This window comes from Chryseobacterium formosense (assembly GCF_900116415.1).
GTDB lineage: Bacteria > Bacteroidota > Bacteroidia > Flavobacteriales > Weeksellaceae > Chryseobacterium > Chryseobacterium formosense.
The window spans coordinates 46,183-65,068 of record NZ_FPAP01000006.1 but is presented as its reverse complement, the minus strand read 5'-3'; the positions used below and the strand labels follow the sequence as shown (position 1 = coordinate 65,068).

Sequence of the window (18,886 nt, the reverse complement as noted above, 5' to 3'; positions counted from 1 at the left end):
TGGTAAGTTTTTAGTTTAAAACAAAAAAATATTGAGTACAAATACTGATGTGGTACAAAATATTTGAATTGCCAAAATCAGACCATCCCGAAAATCAGGGAAATGCTAATTTTTCACTTCAAGTTCAATTACATATCCTTCATGTCCTCTTACATTCATAAAATTTCCGCCTTCAAATCCCAAATATTGCCCTTTTATTCCGGTAAGCCTTCCTGTAAACTCAGGATTTTTATCTAGTGTAAACGAGCTTACTTTTTCCGGTTTCCCGAAAGGATAATCGAATTTCCACATATTTTCGCCTTCAGAATAGAATTTCTGAAAATCTTCAGGAAAATACTCTCGTATTTTCTGCTGAAAATCTGCAAGATCTATATCATCTTCAAAATCGTCCTGAAGCATTTTTCTCCAGTTTGTTTTATCCGGAAGATGCTCTTTTAAGGCAACTTCTATCATTCCGGCTTCGTAACGGTTTTCAGTTCTTGCAATCGGCAAAGCGAAAGTTGCTCCCTGATCGATCCATCGTGTCGGAATTTGTGTATTTCTGGTCACTCCCACTTTCACATCACCAGTATAAGCTAAATATACGGTATGGGGCTGCAATTGGATTTCTTTTTCTACATCAAGATCTCTTTCACCAATTCCCAAGTGCGCCGTAGAAAGTTCGGGACGGATAATGGTATCACTTGCATAAGGGCTTTCGAAGAAACAGCTTTTACAAAACCCCATTCTGTAAATCGTTTTATCTAAACCACAATTCACACACTGAAATCCGGCATGTTTTATCGTCAGTTCTTTCCCAAAAAGCTCATTCATATGAATAAGATCTCCCGAAAGATTAAGATAATACTGAATAGGTTGATCATTAAAGCTCGTCATTTTTAAAATTTGCCCCTTGAACTGCATATTAATTTTATTTGAAGTAAAAGTACAAAAACAGGAAATATCATCATCAATAGTTTTCAAAACAAATTCACTTATTAAAAACGATGTTTATGTATTTTAAATATTATCAATTTATTAAACAAAAGAAATTCTTAAATTTATACTTTTGTGCAACTAAAACACTAAGATGACATATCTCGTAACAGGAGGAAGCGGATTTATAGGTTCTCACTTGATTGAAAAATTATTGAAAGAAGGACATTCTGTCATAAATATTGACAACTTCGATGATTTTTATGATTATAAAGTAAAAATCAAAAATACTTTAGAATCTTTAGGTAAAAAATCTGAATTTGAATTTTCACAAAAAGAAAATGATATTCTACATTTGATCTCTATTTCAAAGTCAGAAAACCACACTTTATATTTTCAGGATATAAGAGATAAAAACGGGCTTGAAAAAATCTTTACCGATCATAAAATCGATCAGATCATTCATCTTGCGGCTCTTGCAGGTGTGAGACCTTCCATAGAACGTCCTTTAGAATACGAAGAGGTGAATGTTCGCGGAACGATGAATCTTTGGGAGCTTTGCAAACAGTTCGGCATTAAGAAATTTATTTGTGCATCTTCATCGAGCGTTTACGGCAACAATGAAAAAACGCCTTTCTCTGAAACCGACAATGTAGATAAACCTATTTCTCCCTATGCAGCTACCAAAAAAAGCGGTGAAATTTTAGGACACGTTTATCACGGTTTATACGGAATTGATATGTTTCAATTAAGATTTTTTACGGTTTACGGACCGAGACAAAGACCGGATTTGGCCATTCATAAATTTACAAAACTCATTTCTGAAGACAAAGAAATCCCGTTCTATGGCGACGGAACAACGGCAAGAGACTATACTTATATTGATGATATCATCGACGGGATCGTAAAATCATCTCAATATCTTGAGAAAAATTCCGGTGTTTACGAAATTATAAACTTAGGAGAAAGCCAGGTTATCAATTTAAACGAAATGCTTTCAACTTTGGAAACACTTTTAGGAAAATCTGCCATCAGAAAAAATCTGCCAATGCAACCCGGCGATGTCACAAAAACCAATGCAGATATTACCAAAGCAAAGAATTTAGTAGGCTATAATCCTGTCACCAACTTCCAAAATGGCACAAAAAAATTTGTGGAATGGTTTTTGAGAAAATGACAGCAATATGCAGGAAATGCCCTATAAATGTATAATGGCACAGAAAGCATTAAAAGTTTAATAAAAAGAATTGAAAATCAAGTCATAAAAAAGTTTATAATATAACCTATTTTTATACTTTTGCAAAAAAATAAAAAATTATGTACTGGACATTAGAATTAGCTTCATATTTAAGCGACGCACCTTGGCCGATGACAAAAGCAGAACTTATCGATTATGCCATCAGAACTGGTGCACCGATGGAAGTTGTAGAAAACCTTCAGGCAATCGAAGATGAAGGTGAAATTTACGATGCGATCGATGAGATTTGGAGCGACTATCCTACAGACGAAGATTATCTGTGGAACGAAGACGAATATTAAGACAAAGCATAAGCTTTAAGTAGTACACTTAAAGCTTTTTAAATATAACATACACACTAAGCGTGTAATTTTAATATGCTTAAAGCATCTAAACTTTAAGCTTAAATCAAATTCTATGAGTTTTTTAAATAAAGTTCTTAAAGGGTTTTTGGGAGACAAAAAAGCGCAGGACCTAAAGGAAGTAAAAAAAGTTGTAACAAAAATCAAAGCTGTTGAACCAAACATCGGAGAATTATCTGATGATGGTTTGAGAGAGAAAACTGCCGAATTCAAATCTAAAATCAAAGAAGCGACAGCCAGTATCACAGCGCAGATAGAACAAATTAAAGAGCAAATAAAAAACTCTACCAATGTTGATGAGAAAGAAGCTCTGTTTTCTAAAATCGAAGCTTTAAAGAAAGATTCTTACGAAATTGAAGAAAAAGTTCTTTTGCAGGTTCTTCCTGAAGCTTTTGCTTTGATTAAAGAAACATCCAGAAGATGGGCACAAAACGGAGAAATTCGTGTAACTGCTTCAGACTGGGATCGTCAATTGGCAGCAGCAGGAAAAGATTTCATTGAAATACAAGGAGATCAGGCCGTATGGAAAAACACATGGAATGCAGCCGGAACACCCGTCGTTTGGGATATGGTGCATTATGATGTACAGTTCATCGGTGGGGTCATTCTTCACAGCGGAAAAATTGCCGAAATGGCAACCGGTGAAGGTAAAACCTTGGTAGGAACACTTCCTATTTATTTAAATGCACTTCCCGAAAGAGGAGTTCACGTGGTAACCGTAAACGACTATCTTGCAAAAAGAGACTCGGCTTGGATGGGACCATTGTACCAATTCCACGGAATGTCGATTGACTGTATTGATAATCACCAACCGAACTCAGACGGAAGAAGACAGGCATACAACTCAGATATTACTTACGGAACCAATAATGAATTCGGTTTTGATTACCTGAGAGATAACATGGTAACTTCACCTTCAGAATTGGTACAAAGAGAACTGAACTTTGCTATCGTCGATGAGGTTGACTCTGTTTTAGTAGACGATGCAAGAACACCATTGATTATTTCAGGACCTGTTCCTCAGGGTGACAGACAGGAATTTGATGTTCTGAAGCCTTCTATCGACAGAATCGTAGAGGTTCAGAAAAAAACTGTTTCTGCAATATTTAATGAAGCTAAAAAATTAATCGCTGCAGGAAACACAAAAGAAGGAGGATTCAAATTGCTTCAGGCTTACAGAGGTCTTCCTAAAAACAGACAATTAATTAAATTCTTATCGGAAAGCGGAAACCGTGCATTGCTTCAGAAAGTTGAAGCTCAGTATATGCAGGATAACAATCGCGATATGCCGATTGTAGATAAAGACCTTTACTTCGTAATTGAAGAAAAAAATAATCAGGTTGACCTTACAGACAAAGGTGTTGAATACATGTCTCAAGGAAACTCTGATCAAAATTTCTTCGTACTTCCGGATATCGGAACTGAAATCGCTGAAGTAGAAGCTAAAAATTTATCTAAAGAAGAAGAATTCGAAGCTAAAGAAAAATTATTCTCAGAATTTGCAGAAAAATCTGAAAGAGTTCACACTATGAGCCAATTGCTAAAGGCATATACATTATTTGAAAAAGACGATGAATATGTGGTAATTGACGGTGAGGTAAAAATTGTTGATGAGCAGACAGGCCGTATCATGGAAGGAAGACGTTATTCAGATGGTCTTCACCAGGCAATTGAAGCTAAAGAAAATGTAAAAATCGAAGCAGCAACTCAGACATTTGCAACAGTTACCCTTCAGAACTATTTCCGTATGTACAACAAACTTGCGGGGATGACCGGTACTGCTGAAACTGAAGCCGGAGAACTTTGGCAGATCTATAAATTAGACGTTGTGGTAATTCCAACCAACCGTCCGATCCAAAGACATGATAGACAAGATTTGGTTTATAAAACCAACAGAGAAAAATATAACGCTGTAATTGAAGAAATCGAAAGATTAACAGCAGCAGGAAGACCGGTATTGGTGGGTACAACTTCTGTTGAGATTTCACAATTATTATCAAAAGCACTAAGTTTAAGAAAGATTCAGCATCAGGTTTTGAATGCGAAACTTCACAAAAAAGAAGCAGAAATTGTTGCTGGAGCTGGTCAACCGGGAGTTGTAACGATTGCAACCAATATGGCAGGTCGTGGTACCGATATTAAGCTTTCCAAAGAAGTAAAAGAAGCAGGCGGTTTAGCAATTATCGGAACAGAAAGACACGATTCAAGACGTGTTGACAGACAGTTGAGAGGTAGAGCGGGACGTCAGGGAGATCCTGGAAGTTCCCAGTTCTATGTTTCTCTGGAAGACAACTTGATGCGTTTATTCGGTTCTGAAAGAATCGCTAAAATGATGGACAGAATGGGTCATAAAGAAGGTGAAGTTATTCAGCATTCTATGATCTCAAAATCTATCGAAAGAGCTCAGAAAAAAGTAGAAGAAAACAACTTTGGGGTAAGAAAAAGACTTCTTGAGTATGATGACGTAATGAACAAGCAGCGTGACGTTATCTACAAAAGAAGAAAGAATGCATTGTTCGGTGATCATTTAAAATATGATATTACCAACATGATTTTTGATGTGGCAAATTCTATTGTAGCTAAAGGAAAGGCTTCCGGAAATTACAAAGATTTTGAGTTTGAAATCATCAAGAATTTCACCATGCAATCTCCGGTTTCTGAAAATGATTTTAAATCTAAACAGGTTGCAGATCTTACCGATATTGTTTTCAAAGCAGCTCAGGAAGACTATCAAATGAAGCTGAACTTATTGAAAGAAAAATCATTCCCGATTATTGAGAATGTTTACCAGAATCAGGGTTCTATGTTTAAAATGATTCAGGTTCCTTTCACAGATGGTCACAAAACCACAACAATTGTTACGGATCTGAAGGAAGCTTATGAAACTCATTGCGATAGTCTTATTAATGATTTTGAAAAGAATATTACCTTATCAATTATCGATGAGAACTGGAAACTTCACCTTCGTGAAATGGATGATCTGAGAAGATCTTCTCAGGGTGCTGTTTATGAGCAGAAGGATCCTTTGGTGATTTACAAGCAGGAATCTTTCCACCTATTCAGCGAGATGGTTGATAAGATGAATAAAGAAATTATCAGTTTCTTATATAAAGGAGAAATTCCCGCATAAGAGATAAAAATTATAAATTTCACAAAAACCCGTTCTTATTGGAGCGGGTTTTTCTTATTTATTGAATAATATTTGGAAAATAATATGACAAATATCAACGCGGTAATTTATTTAGAATAATTAAAAAGAATATATTTGCAGAAAATTTGACTTTCATGAAAAAAACATTGGTTGGTGTTTCAATATTAGGATCATTATTAAGCTACGCTCAAGAAGCTGATACTTTGAAGGCTGATAAAATTGACGAGGTTGTTATTACAGGATATTTGACAAAAGATAGTCCTTCTGCAAACAAAATGCCTCTAAAAGACATTGAAAATCCACAGGTTTACAATACTGTTAATAAAAATGTAATTAAGGAACAAGTAGTTACAAACTTTAATGACGCTATTAAAAACATTACAGGTATTGCAAGACTTTGGGAATCTACAGGTAGAGGAAATGATGGTGGTGAATATTACTCAATGAGAGGGTTTTCATTACAACCTAATCTTGTAAACGGAATGCCTGCATTCAATAACGGAACCTTAGATCCTGCAGGAATAGAAGTGCTTGAAGCTATTAAAGGACCTTCAGGTACACTTTATGGTGGTAGCGTTATTTCTTATGGTGGTCTTTTAAATGTTATTACTAAAAAGCCTTACAATCATTTTGGTGGTGAGGTTGGATATATTACAGGAAGTTACGGTCTGAACAGAGTTACAGCAGACGTAAATACGCCCGTAGGAAAAAGTATGTTTGCAAGAATAAATGCTGCTTATCAAAAACAAAATTCTTTTCAGGATGCAGGTTTTAGCGAATCTATTTACGTGAATCCATCAATTAAATACATTGTAAATGATAAACTGACATTTTTTGTAAATACAGAAATAAAAAAGTCTGACGCTGCAAATGCTCCAATGATTTTCTTGAGCAGATACAGCCCTTTATCGTTTAGCTCTATTGATATATTTGAACAGAATTACAAAAATTCTTTCACATCCAATGATTTAAGTATAAAAAATTCAACATTTAATATACAAGCACAGGCTCAATATAGAATTTCAGACAACTGGACTTCAAGCACTATTTTATCACGAGGTAATACAAAAACTGACGGTTATAATCATTACCTGTGGGATTCTGCAAACGGAGATGAATTCACAAGATATATCTCTAAACTTGGTGGAGAAACAAATACGACAGCCATTCAACAGAATTTTGTAGGAACATTCAATATCGGAAGCGTAAAAAATAAATTATTGTTTGGCTTAGATTATTTCCAAAGAGAATTTTTAATTGGAGGAACAGGATGGGCTGATTTTGGAACAGTTTCATTAGTTAACCAAAGCGACACAGCAGCAGGAACATTAACAAAACCGGCAGTAGATAACGCTTTAGCCGCAACAAGCCAGCAGATTGGAAGCATGAAAACACAAATATACAGTGCTTATGTTTCCGATGTTGTAAATATTCTACCGAATCTATCTGCAATGTTAAGTTTAAGAGTAGATCATTTTACAGGAAATCCTACAGCTTATGCAGTTGAAAAATCAAAGGCAACTACTACCCTATCTCCAAAGTTAGGATTAGTTTATCAGCCTATTAAAGACAAAATTTCAATTTTCGCCAATTATATGAACGGATTCCAAAATGTAGAGCCTGTGGAAAACACAGATCTAAACGGAACCAAATATTTTGCATACTTTGATCCCGAACATGCAAACCAATGGGAAGTAGGAACAAAAGCAAGTTTAGTAAAAGATAAATTATCTATTACAGCAAGTTACTATAACTTATTAGTAAAAGATAAAGTAATGCCAGATCCGACAAATCCTTTAAGCAGTATTCAGGGAGGAGAAGTTGAAAGTAAAGGATTCGAAATTAGTGTTGTTGGTAGTCCGATAGAAGGATTAAATGTAATTGCAGGATTCAGTCAAAACATTAGTGAAGTAACAGTTGGTGATCCTACATATGTTGGTTACCGTCCTGAAGAAGCTGGTCCTAGAAATATATTTAACTTTTGGGCGAACTACAAAATCCAGAACGGAGCATTAAAGAATGTAGGAGTAGGATTTGGAGCCAATTCTGCAAGCAATCTTTATACATTAAACAGAGCCGGAATAGGTACATTTACAATTCCAAGTTATGCAGTTTTCAATACTGCACTATCTTATAATGAAGAAAGATACAGCATCATTCTTAAATTAGATAACATTGGGAATAAAAAATATTTCTCTGGTTGGTCAACAGTAACTCCACAAAGATTAAGAACTTTATCATTAAGTCTTAATTACAAATTCTAATTATTAGATTAAATAAATCATCTGCCAAACTGCTATGTAGTTTGGCAGATATGCTTTAAATAAAATTTAAGCTTATAATAAATTTGTATGCGAAAAAAACATCACCACAAAAAGAAACTTTCTTTTACAAAAAAATGGTCTGCCAAGCTGCATTTGTGGTTTGGTTTGTCTGTTGGGCTTATTGTGTTTGTTGTTTCTTTGACGGGGACGATGTATGTTTTTAAGGATGAAATTCAGAGTCAGCTGAGAAAGGATGTGATTTATGTAAAAGCTCAAACAATTACACAAAATCCTCTTTCAATTGAAATTTTAAAGGAAAAAGTTTCGCTGGAAATCAATGAAAAGTTTCCGATCAGTTCAGTTGAGATTCCTTTAGACAAAAATAAATCATACGAATTTCTGTATTACGAAAAAGATAAAAAGGGTTGGAATTATTTTGATGAAGTAAAGATCAACAAGCTGGTCTATGTCAATCAATATAATGGGCAAATTTTAGGAATTTATAACGAAAAATACGACCTCTTCCCTATTTTAAAATCAATACACTGGAGCTTATTATTAAAAGCTGATTGGGGAAAATATGTGGTAGGGATTCCTGTTGTTTTGTTTATAATGATGCTAATTACCGGCATTATTCTTTGGTGGCCCAAAAATAAGAGTGCAGCAAAGGGTCGTTTTTGGTTTAAATGGAAAAATGTAAAAAACTGGAAACGTAAAAACTATGATCTCCACAATATTTTAGGATTTTACGCATCTTTTATTGCTTTATTATTAAGTTTATCAGGAATATACTTCGCTTATCCGTGGGTGAAAAATACATTCAATCTTACATTATCCGGATCTTCTGAACTTCCGAAAGAAAAAGAAATCAAATCACCTGATTCACTTTTAGCAAAAAACAATTCTGTTTTTGACCTTTCAGCTCAGGAAACAAAAAATTTATATCCTGAATCTTCAAGCTTTAGAATTCCACTCAACGGTAAAAATAAAAAAGGGAAAGAACTAAAAAACATTCCTGTCACAGTCTATGGTGAAGACGGAAAATTTGCCATCAGAAACCAGATTGTTTTCGACAAATATTCGGGTAAACTTTTATCAAACAAACCTCATCAGCAACTCAATAACGCAGAAAAATATGCCAATGCCAATTATGATGTTCATACCGGTTCTTATTTCGGGCTGGTCGGAAAAATCATCTGGTTTATCGCAGGATTGATCTGTACCTCACTGCCGGTTACCGGATTTTTAGTGTGGTGGGGGAAAAAGAAAAAACAAGGAAAGAAAATATAATGAAAAAGGTTCTTCTATCAGTAGCTTGTCTCGCAACCGTTACTGCTTTTGCACAGGAAAAAGACAGTTTAAAAATAAAAAATGTAGATGAAGTTGTACTTACGGCTTCCAGAAAAAAAGAAAGCATAAAAGAAATTCCGAGCTCTGTGACGATTGTTGGTGAAAAACAGGTTCAGTCGCAATTAACGGTGAATTCAGATATTACAAGCATTTTACAATATACCGTTCCGAGTTTGGCGACAAGTTCAGGACAGACGTCCAATACCGGACAAACATTGAGAGGACGTCAGGTTTTAGTTTTAATTGACGGCATTCCGCAATCAACACCATTGCGAAACGGAGCCAGAGATTTAAGATCAATCGACCCTTCAGTTATTGAAAGAATCGAGGTTATTAAAGGAGCTTCATCTATTTATGGAAATGGCGCAGATGGAGGGATCATTAATTACATTACCCGAAAAAGCAATTCAGACAAGAAAATTTCAGGGATTTCGCAGGTTGGAATTACAGGTCAGCCGTATGGCGGAACATTAGGCTTCAGAGCAAGCCAGTTGTTTTCAGGGCAAATTACCAAAAAGTTTGACTATGTTGCTTCATTAGCCTACGAAAGAACTGGTTATATGAAAGATGCGGATGGTGTATATTTAAGTCCGACATACAGTCCGGCAAAAATGGATAACTACAACGGAATGTTGAAGTTAGGTTATAATTTTAATGAAAACCAACGAATTGAAGCCTCTTATATTGGTTATGCTTCAAGATCTGATCTTAATTTAGGTTTAAGAACAGGAAAATACGGTATCTCTCCGACAATAGGTGAAGGTGAAGGAAAAAATCTTGAAACCACACCACAAGGAACTCCACGAAACCATAATATTAAAGTAAGCTACGACAATAAAAACATCTGGAAAGGAACTTCATTAAATGTAAACCTTTACATGCAGGATTTCAGAACAGTTTACGGCTATAGCGATACATTCTTTGGAGGAGGACAATCTAATGTAATTTCTAAAAAATACGGAGCCAGAGCCAACTTTGACACTCAGCTTTGGAGCGCTAAAAACTCTCAGGCAGAAATTATTTATGGGGTTGATGTTTTAAATGATGAGACGGTTCAGAAACTGGAAGACGGCCGTTACTGGACTCCCGATATGGATATGACGAATATTGCTCCTTTTATGTTGGTTAAAATAGATTTATTAAAGAAAATTACCATCAAAGGAGGTCTGCGCTACGAAAACATGAAAGTGAATGTCGGTGATTTCAACACCCTTTCAAGCATTAAAAACGACGGAACATTTACCCAAAGTATCTTTGTAAAAGGTGGAGACCTTGAATATAATGCATTGGTAGGAAACATTGGTGTTCGTTATAATATCAACCCGACCATCAACCTTTTCGGAAGCTTTTCACAGGCATATTCGATCAACGAGCTGGGAAGAATTCTGAGAACTTCCACTTCAGATACCATTACAAATCTTGAAACAAAACCAATTATTGTCAACAATTATGAATTGGGAGCAACAGGGCAGATTGCAAAATGGATCAATTATGAAGTAACTTCTTACGTAAGCACTTCAAAATTGGGAGCAACTTTTATCCAGAGTCCGGACAGAGCCTTGACAATCCAGAGAGCTCCGGAAGTCGTGTATGGTGTGGAAGGTTTTCTACATTTTAATCCTACAAAATGGATCAATTTCGGAGGAAGCTACAGCTGGATAGAAGGAATCACTTCACCAAAAGATGATGGCGATTATTCAACAAAAATCAACAACAGCAGAATTTCTGCACCAAAAGTTTTGGCATATGTACAGGTAAAACCAATTGAAAAATTATCTGTTGGGTTAGATATGCTTCATGCTTTTGGACAAGACAGATTCGATCCGAATGTTAAAACAGGATTGTATGTTTATGGTGAAGGTGAAGTTCCGGAATACACGGTTTTCAACTTTAAATCAAGTTACGAAGTCAACAACAACTGGAAGGTTTCTTTAGGTATTGAAAACGTTTTCAACAAAATGTATCAGCCTGCAATTGCATGGTGGGCCGCAAGAGACGCCGATTTTACCAATTCTTTGGGAATGAGAGGAACTTTTATGGTTGAATATAAATTTTGATTTATTAACCTTTTTTATATTTAACATTAAGAAATTGAAATCGTTAAGATTGATTAAGAAAAACATCAAAGATGTTTATTGAGTACAGTTCTTAAATAATTTGACTGTCAAATTTCTTAATCTTCTTTTATACAGTAGAATTTTTTAAATTCTTAATGTTTAAAAAGTCTCAAAAGACAATAATTTATAAGTATTCTAAATAAATTTTAAAATACTATCTTTGCCGAAGTTTAGAAAAGAATGAAGAAAAAGCATCATCATAAAAAGAAAATCAGCCCTTTTAAAAAATGGACAGGAAAGCTGCATTTATGGTTAGGATTATCGGTCGGTCTGATTATTTTTATTGTTTCTATTACGGGAACGCTGTTTGTATTTAAAGACGAAGTAGAAAATTTCACCAGAAAAGAAGTAATCTATCATAACGAGCAGAATATTACGCAGAAGCAGGTTCTTCCTATTCGTACATTAGAAAAAATGGTAGATGAGCAGGTGAAAGAAAAGTTCAAAATCCATTGGGTGAATGTACCTATTGATAAAAAGATGTCTTATCAGTTTTACTGGTACGAACACAATACAGAAACCTGGAATTATTTCGATGAATTTCCTATTTATAAACTCGCCTATGTAAATCCTTACAACGGAAAAGTTCTGAAAGTTTATGACGAAAAAAACGGCTTTTTCAACATTGTAAAATCTATTCACTGGAGCTTTTTGCTAAAGCAGGATTGGGGTAAATATGTGGTGGGAATCCCCGTAATCATCTTTATCATCATGCTGATTTCCGGTATTATTCTTTGGTGGCCGAAAAATAAAGCAGCCAGAAAGCAACGTTTCTCTTTCAAATGGGAGAATGTAAAAAGCTGGAAAAGAAAAAACTACGACCTTCACAATGTCTTAGGGTTTTACGCATCCATATTTGCTTTAATATTCTCAATTACAGGGCTTTTTTATGCCTTTTTTGTCGTTCAGGCGATGATTTATTTCGTCTTTTCAGGTGGAAGCACGGCATATCCTGATTTTTCACACATTACAACAAAAGCTCCGATAGAAATGAGAACAGACTCTACTTTAGATAAAGTAATTGCAACTGTTCAGGCAAAATATCCTGATTCTTATGGGTTTTCTGTCGATTTGGGACATCCGCATATGGACGATCACGAGCATCCCAATTTCGAAGTGTATGTAAAGCATTTATCTTATTCTTATCACAAAAGCAGCAGTCTTATTTTTGATGAAAACTCGGGTGAGCTTTTGCATACTCACGATATGAAAGATAAAAACTTTGGTGAAAAAACGGTAGGAGCCAATTACGACATTCACGTAGGATCAATTTTAGGATTGCCTACAAAAATTATTGCTTTTATAGTCAGTTTAATTTGTGCTTCGCTTCCTGTTACCGGCTTTTTAATCTGGTGGGGAAGAAGAAAAAAGGCTAAAAAAGCAATCTGATTTTTCAAATAAATCGGGTTTGCTGATTATTAATACAATCTTTTTTATAAATTTATTGCCTCGAAATTATACAATAATAAAATGTCAGTAGTAGATTTGTCAAAACAGGTTGCATTAGGTATCGATATCGGTGGAACCAATACGAAGTTTGGTCTCGTGAATCACAGAGGAGAAATTTTAACCAAAGGTTCATTACCAACAGACCAATACAGCACACCTGAAGCATTTGTTGATGCTCTTTATCAGCAGATACAGCCTATGATCGATAAGTATTCTGAAGGAGGAATTGAAGGTATCGGTGTAGGAGCACCCAACGCAAATTACTACAGAGGAACGATTGAGCTGGCTCCCAACCTTCCATGGAAAGGAGTGATCAACTTTGCCGACTTAATGAAAGCAAAATTTGAAAGTCCTTGCAAAATGACGAATGATGCAAATGCCGCTGCTTTGGGCGAAATGATGTATGGTGCAGCAAGAGGCATGAAAGATTTCATCATGATTACCTTAGGAACTGGTGTTGGAAGCGGAATTGTTTCCGGAGGTCATTTAATTTACGGGCATGATGGTTTTGCCGGAGAATTAGGTCATACCATTGTAAAACCAGGTGGAAGAAAACATTGGAGTACAGGCTCAGAAGGAAGCCTTGAAGCTTATGCTTCTGCTACAGGAATTGCCATTACGGCAAAAAAAATGAGAGCTGAATTTCCGGATTCTATGCTTAATCAGTTTCCTGAAGATGCCATTAACTCTAAAACCGTTCATGAATGTGCCTTAAAAGAAGATCCTGTAGCCATTGAAGTATTCCGATATACCGGTCAGAAATTAGGAGAGGCATTGGCAAACTTTGTGATGTTCTCATCTCCTGAAGCTATTTTATTATTCGGAGGAGTAATCAAAGCCGGAGATTTTATTTTGAAACCTGCAAAACTTCACATGGAAAGAAATCTTCTTCCTATTTTCAGAAATAAAGTACGATTGGTTTTCAGCGAACTGGATGAAGCGGATGCAGCAATTCTTGGCGCAAGTGCTTTGGTTTGGGAAAAATAATTGAACGTTTTTACTAAAATATTGAGCATTCTTTTAATTTAAGGATGCTTTTTTATTTTGATTTTTCAAAACCATTTAGATTAATTTATTTCGTGATTATTTGTGAAATCTATTAGTGCAATTTGTGTTTAGATGTTTTATTTAAGACAAATTTGATGCATTTTTTCTTATTTTTGATAAGTTTTTTCATGACCTTCAATGGCTATAAAGGGAAAACTATTTAAACAAAAAATCAATTTAAAAAATGGATAAAAATAATGTACAGCAGATCACTTTTGGTGGCGGATGCTTTTGGTGTGTGGAAAGCTGTTTTAATATGTTGAAAGGGGTAGAATCTGCCATTTCAGGTTATTCCGGAGGTCATAAGGATAATCCTACATATGAAGAAGTATGCACCGGAGAAACGGGTCATGCAGAAGTTGTTCAGATCACTTATGATTCTTCAATTATTTCATATGAACAACTGATGGATGTATTTTTCTTTCTACACGATCCTACCCAATTAAACAGACAGGGAAATGACATTGGAACCCAATATCGCTCTGTAATTTATTATAAAGATCAGATGGAAAAAGCAAAAGCGGAAGAAGCTATTCAAAAATCTAAAGAATCCGGCAGATGGAACGGCGAATACGTAACGGAATTAACGCAGTTCGAAAAATTCTGGCCGGCTGAACAATATCATCAAGGTTATTATAACGAAAATCCCACGCAGCCGTATTGTAGTGCTGTTGTAGGACCAAAAATTCAAAAGTTTAAAAAATATTTCGGAGAATTAGGAATGCTGGAAACAGATTCACAGTAAAAATAGAAGCGGAGATTTTTCTTCGCTTTTTTTATTCCTCTTCTGCAACTCCGCCATATTTTTCGATGATATATTCGGTAGCTTTTCTTAATTCTCTTCCGTTATTCGGATCAGTACCATCATCCGTAAAGAACTCTACTTCCCCATTATATTTTGAATACCAAACCTTTCCGAAAGCATTTTCAGCCGTTAAGGTATCTTTTCTTTCAATTCTTTTAAAGTAAGTAAACTTTTCGTAGTCAAAAGGAACTCTTTCACTATAGACTGGGTTTTTATCATCACAATCTGCAGGCTTGTATTCACTTTTATCCCAATACATACATTTCGGTCCAGGTTGTAAAATTCCCGCAAAACCCTGAGCTTGTGTATTCGGTTTCTTTGAAAAAGCAATACTCCCGGTCGTAAGACTTACCAAAAGAGCAATTTCCATAAATCCCATTCCGTTTTTCTTCATGAATTCGGGCATTTTGAATGTTGGATTAACGGTAATACTAACTTGAGGGGTTTGTTCAGATAATATAGCACTAAAGCCTAATTTAAAAGTTGTTGAACCATCTCCACCTTCAATATTTATTTTACTACAAAAATCCTCAAAATCCTTGTAACCAATATATTTACTTAAATAAAGTAATGTGATATCATCTATATTATAGTCTTCTCCGTCTTGTATTAAGCTTTTATAATACCTCGTAAACGATCTCTCGTCTCTAGAAAAATCATACCTCTCATCAAAAAGGCTACTTAAATAGTTTGAGAGGGAATTTATACTTGCTCGTGGAAGCTCCTTTTTTGCAGTTTCAAAGACCGTTTCCACTAAAAGTTTCTTCTTACTGTACATTATAATTTAGGTTATTAGTTATTGTTGTCCAAGTTAGACAAAATCCTGTCAACTAAATTACGGTTTTCCATAAAAATCAAGCATTTACAATCCATTTTCCTGTCTATCGGCTGTCCGTAGATTCGGTTATTTCTAACAGATATTTGTAAAAGAAATCAGAAACAAAAAAACAATTACTAAAAACTGATTTCTAAAATCACCTGATAAAGCGGAAGAAAACTCCGGGTTGGGAAGCAGATGTTTCTCTTCCGTTTTTGATGGTTCACTTCCCAAAAAATTTAGAAGCGCTTCAATTTTTTTAATCGTGTAACACTGCTTGCGATCTGTTTCGCAGGGAAGAACACGAATGCTTTAACAATAAATTTTTTGAACAATGATCCAATTACTATTAATGCTACTAGGTTTAGCATTCGGAAATAATAATGCAAATACAACAAATTGTGATAATAACGGAAATACTGTAACAACCCAAAATGGAAGCGGAACAGGCTTTGATCCGGGAACGGGAACAGGAGAAGATGGCGAACCTGTAACAGGAAATTCAGGACAACTACCTCCACCTCCAAGACCATAGTTAAATTAGTAACAAAGTAAAGCAAGGGCAGATTTGATATTCTGTCCTTTTTTGTTATTTTGCATTAAACTAATTATCATGAAATCCTTTTTTGCTGCAATCCTTATTATTATATTTTTTATCTCTTGTAATAAAAACAAAACAATTTCTGAAGCCGGAGAACTCAATTATCAAAAAGCTAAAAAATTCAGAGAATTAAATAAAACTGACTCTGCTTTTTATTATTATAATATTGCTAAAAATTATTACATAAAAAATAGAGATTCCTTAGAAACAGGAAAGTCTTTAGTTAATATGGCATTATTACAGACGAAAAGTGGAGATTATTTAGGAGGAATAGAGTCATCGTTAGAAGCAAATAAATATCTTAGAAAGGTAAAAGACAGCACAACGAGAAGTACATTAGCTACTAACTATAACAATATTGCAATATCTTTCAATTTTTTGAAAAATCCCGAGAAATCCTTCGAGTTTTATTCTAAAACTTTAGAATATGTTGACAATGATGAATCAAGATATTTATGTTACAATAATATTGCAGATGTATTAATAACGCAGAAAAAATTTAGATTGGCAGAAAGATTTTTGCAGAAAGCCATTTTAAGTAAAGATAGTATCAATCAGGCAAAGGCTTTGAATAATCTTGCAAAAGCAAAATATCTTGATAATAAAACATATAATCCCCTTCCTCAATTACATGAGAGCTTAAAAATTCGAATTCATAAAGATGATCTGGAAGGTTTAAACTCAAGCTATGAAACATTTTCTGAATATTTTAACAAAAAAAATAGAGACAGTGCCTTATTTTATGCTAAGAAAATGTTGGAAATAGCTGATAGAATTAAAATTCCAAATGATCAGTTAATTGCTTTAAAGAAGATTATTGAATTAGAGCCACAAAACTATTTATCTAATTTTCGGAGATATACATCTATTAATAGTGACCTTCAAATAAATAGGAACAAAGCAAGAAATCAATTTGCACTTATAAGATTTGATGTAGAAAAACTTAAAGCAGACAATGCCGAAAAAGATTTTGAAGGTTTACAGAAAAATGTTGGGATAGCGGCATTAGTATTAACATTAATCGGCGGGGTATTCTATTACAAAAAAAGAAAAAAAAGATTGCAACAGGAAAAACAACTCGAAGTAAAAAATACTGAACTGAAATACTCCAAAAAAGTTCACGATGTTGTAGCCAACGGACTTTATCATCTGATGATCGATATTGATAACAATCCTGACATCAATAAAGTGAAAATATTAAATGATATGGAAAAAATGTATGAAGAATCAAGAGACATTTCTCATGATAAATTAACCGAGATTGATTTCCATGAGCGATTCGGCAAAATGATTAATTCCTATTCAACAGCAGAGCAAAAAGTTATCCTTACAAAATATGCAGAAAATATATGGGAAAATATCCCTCAAAATACACAGTCTGAACTGTTTTATGTGGTAAGAGAATTTTTGGTAAATATGAAAAAGCACAGTGAAGCCAAAATGGTTGTTTTAAAATTTGAAAAAGATGACAACATCTTTTATATCACTTATACCGATAACGGAAAAGGAATTAAAAATTTAGCTACTCAAAGAGGTTCCGGGATACGGAATACGGAAAACCGTATTGATACAATCGGAGGAGACATTATTTTTGAAGAAAATCCTAACGGAGGTCTAATTATTAAAATAACTATTCCAATACATTCAAAATATGTTTAAAAAAATTCTTATTGCCGAAGATCATGAGGTGAGAAATCTGGGTGTTGTAAACGCGCTTACAGAACTTCAGATCGATCATTTTGACTTTGTGAGTTACTGTGACGATGCTTTAAAAAGAATAAAAACCGCAGAAGCAGAAAAGGAACCTTACGATTTGCTCATTACAGATCTGTCCTTTGACAAGGATCATTTCCAACAAAATTTAAAGTCGGGTCAGGAGTTGATTCGAGAGGTGAAAAACATTGATCCCAAGCTTAAGATCATCGCTTTCTCAATAGAAAACAAGCCGAAAGTCATCGATGACCTTTTTAAAATTTTATCCATTGACGGTTTTGTAAGTAAAGGGAGACATGATGGAAAAGAGTTGAGAAATACCATAAAAAAAATTTTTAAGGGTGAAAAAGTCATTCCACAGGAAATTTTAAACTCCATCAGAAATGCTCCGCTTGAAATTACCGAAAACGACGAATTACTATTAACTCTACTGGCAAAAGGTTTTACGCAAAGCGAAATTGAAGATCATTTTAAACAGAATAATATCACTCCCAACAGCAAAAGTTCCATCGAAAAAAGGCTGAATGAGCTTCGCGAAATTTTTAATGCCAAAAATAACATTGAGCTGGTCGTTATCTGCAAAGATCTCGGAATTATCTAAATTCTATACTCCTATTAATTACACAACCTTTCAAAAATTTTGAAAGGTTTTCTGTTTTTACGGTTTTCCGTAATGATTGCATTTCAAAGGGTTATACTTTTGGAGAGTTAAACAAAATTAATCATGGGAAAATTTATTATTACCAAAAGAAAAAATAATGACTATCAGTTCAACCTGAAAGCTGGTAATGGACAAGTAATTCTTACAAGCCAAGGTTACGCCACAAAGTCAGGATGTAAAAACGGAATTGAATCTGTTAAGACAAATTCGCCTTTTGATAGTCGTTATGAAAGGATGACATCATCAAATAGTCAATATTATTTCAATTTAAAAGCTGGTAATGGCGAAATTATCGGAACAAGCGAAATGTACACAACCTCTACGGCAAGAGATAACGGGATTGAATCTGTAAAAAGCAATGCTCCTGAAGCAGAAATAATTGACGAAACCATATAAA

General features: G+C 34.6%; 15 protein-coding genes. 13 read left to right on the top strand and 2 right to left on the bottom strand.

All coding sequences use genetic code 11. From position 1 onward, the window contains the following. Positions 1 to 105: 105 nt before the first annotated feature. Positions 106 to 903 (bottom strand): DUF2797 domain-containing protein, encoded by a 798-nt coding sequence (locus tag BM371_RS18510; protein WP_034677581.1) that lies wholly within the window; start codon positions 901 to 903, stop codon positions 106 to 108. A gap of 166 nt (positions 904 to 1,069) precedes the next feature. On the opposite strand from BM371_RS18510, the gene BM371_RS18505 reads away from it, so the two are divergent. From BM371_RS18505 to msrA, 9 genes are all read left to right on the top strand, one after another. Beyond that, entirely contained in the window at positions 1,070 to 2,092 is a 1,023-nt protein-coding gene (locus BM371_RS18505) for a GDP-mannose 4,6-dehydratase (RefSeq protein WP_034677580.1), read from the top strand. Positions 2,093 to 2,232: 140 nt separating this feature from the next. Then, on the top strand, positions 2,233 to 2,454 hold the full coding sequence (locus tag BM371_RS18500) for a DUF2795 domain-containing protein (protein ID WP_027382805.1): 222 nt from the start codon (positions 2,233 to 2,235) through the stop codon (positions 2,452 to 2,454). A gap of 115 nt (positions 2,455 to 2,569) precedes the next feature. Further along, positions 2,570 to 5,644: a preprotein translocase subunit SecA gene (gene secA, locus BM371_RS18495; RefSeq protein WP_034677579.1), complete on the top strand. Its 3,075-nt coding sequence runs from the start codon at positions 2,570 to 2,572 to the stop codon at positions 5,642 to 5,644. A 155-nt stretch (positions 5,645 to 5,799) separates the two neighbouring features. Beyond that, positions 5,800 to 7,929: a TonB-dependent siderophore receptor gene (locus tag BM371_RS18490; RefSeq protein ID WP_034677578.1), complete on the top strand. Its 2,130-nt coding sequence runs from the start codon at positions 5,800 to 5,802 to the stop codon at positions 7,927 to 7,929. A gap of 87 nt (positions 7,930 to 8,016) precedes the next feature. Next, positions 8,017 to 9,219, top strand: a complete 1,203-nt coding sequence (locus tag BM371_RS18485) for a PepSY-associated TM helix domain-containing protein (protein ID WP_034677576.1) — start codon at positions 8,017 to 8,019, stop codon at positions 9,217 to 9,219. Further along, a complete protein-coding gene (locus BM371_RS18480; protein ID WP_034678261.1) occupies positions 9,219 to 11,336 on the top strand; it encodes a TonB-dependent receptor in 2,118 nt (705 codons plus the stop codon). The genes BM371_RS18485 and BM371_RS18480 overlap by 1 nt, the downstream gene beginning before the upstream one ends. Positions 11,337 to 11,576: 240 nt before the next feature. Continuing rightward, positions 11,577 to 12,785 carry a PepSY-associated TM helix domain-containing protein gene (locus BM371_RS18475; protein WP_034677575.1) on the top strand — a complete coding sequence of 403 codons (1,209 nt, stop codon included), beginning with the start codon at positions 11,577 to 11,579 and terminating at the stop codon, positions 12,783 to 12,785. Positions 12,786 to 12,866: 81 nt separating this feature from the next. Further along, positions 12,867 to 13,832: an ROK family protein gene (locus BM371_RS18470; protein ID WP_034677574.1), complete on the top strand. Its 966-nt coding sequence runs from the start codon at positions 12,867 to 12,869 to the stop codon at positions 13,830 to 13,832. Between the two features lie 244 nt (positions 13,833 to 14,076). Further along, positions 14,077 to 14,637 (top strand): peptide-methionine (S)-S-oxide reductase MsrA, encoded by a 561-nt coding sequence (msrA, locus tag BM371_RS18465; protein ID WP_034677573.1) that lies wholly within the window; start codon positions 14,077 to 14,079, stop codon positions 14,635 to 14,637. 31 nt (positions 14,638 to 14,668) lie between these two features. Here msrA and BM371_RS20455 read toward each other — a convergent pair whose 3' ends face one another. Next, positions 14,669 to 15,475, bottom strand: a complete 807-nt coding sequence (locus BM371_RS20455; RefSeq protein ID WP_034677572.1) for a hypothetical protein — start codon at positions 15,473 to 15,475, stop codon at positions 14,669 to 14,671. A 391-nt stretch (positions 15,476 to 15,866) separates the two neighbouring features. Between BM371_RS20455 and BM371_RS18455 the strand changes: the two genes are divergently transcribed. The 4 genes from BM371_RS18455 to BM371_RS18440 all read left to right on the top strand — a co-directional run bounded on the left by BM371_RS18455 (position 15,867) and on the right by BM371_RS18440 (position 18,885). Then, a complete protein-coding gene (locus BM371_RS18455; RefSeq protein WP_034677571.1) occupies positions 15,867 to 16,049 on the top strand; it encodes a hypothetical protein in 183 nt (60 codons plus the stop codon). Positions 16,050 to 16,127: 78 nt separating this feature from the next. Beyond that, positions 16,128 to 17,774 carry an ATP-binding protein gene (locus BM371_RS18450; RefSeq protein ID WP_034677570.1) on the top strand — a complete coding sequence of 549 codons (1,647 nt, stop codon included), beginning with the start codon at positions 16,128 to 16,130 and terminating at the stop codon, positions 17,772 to 17,774. Then, positions 17,767 to 18,429 carry a DNA-binding response regulator gene (locus BM371_RS18445; RefSeq protein WP_034677569.1) on the top strand — a complete coding sequence of 221 codons (663 nt, stop codon included), beginning with the start codon at positions 17,767 to 17,769 and terminating at the stop codon, positions 18,427 to 18,429. The genes BM371_RS18450 and BM371_RS18445 overlap by 8 nt, the downstream gene beginning before the upstream one ends. A gap of 123 nt (positions 18,430 to 18,552) precedes the next feature. Further along, a complete protein-coding gene (locus tag BM371_RS18440; protein ID WP_034677568.1) occupies positions 18,553 to 18,885 on the top strand; it encodes a YegP family protein in 333 nt (110 codons plus the stop codon). The last annotated feature ends 1 nt before the right edge of the window (position 18,886 follow it).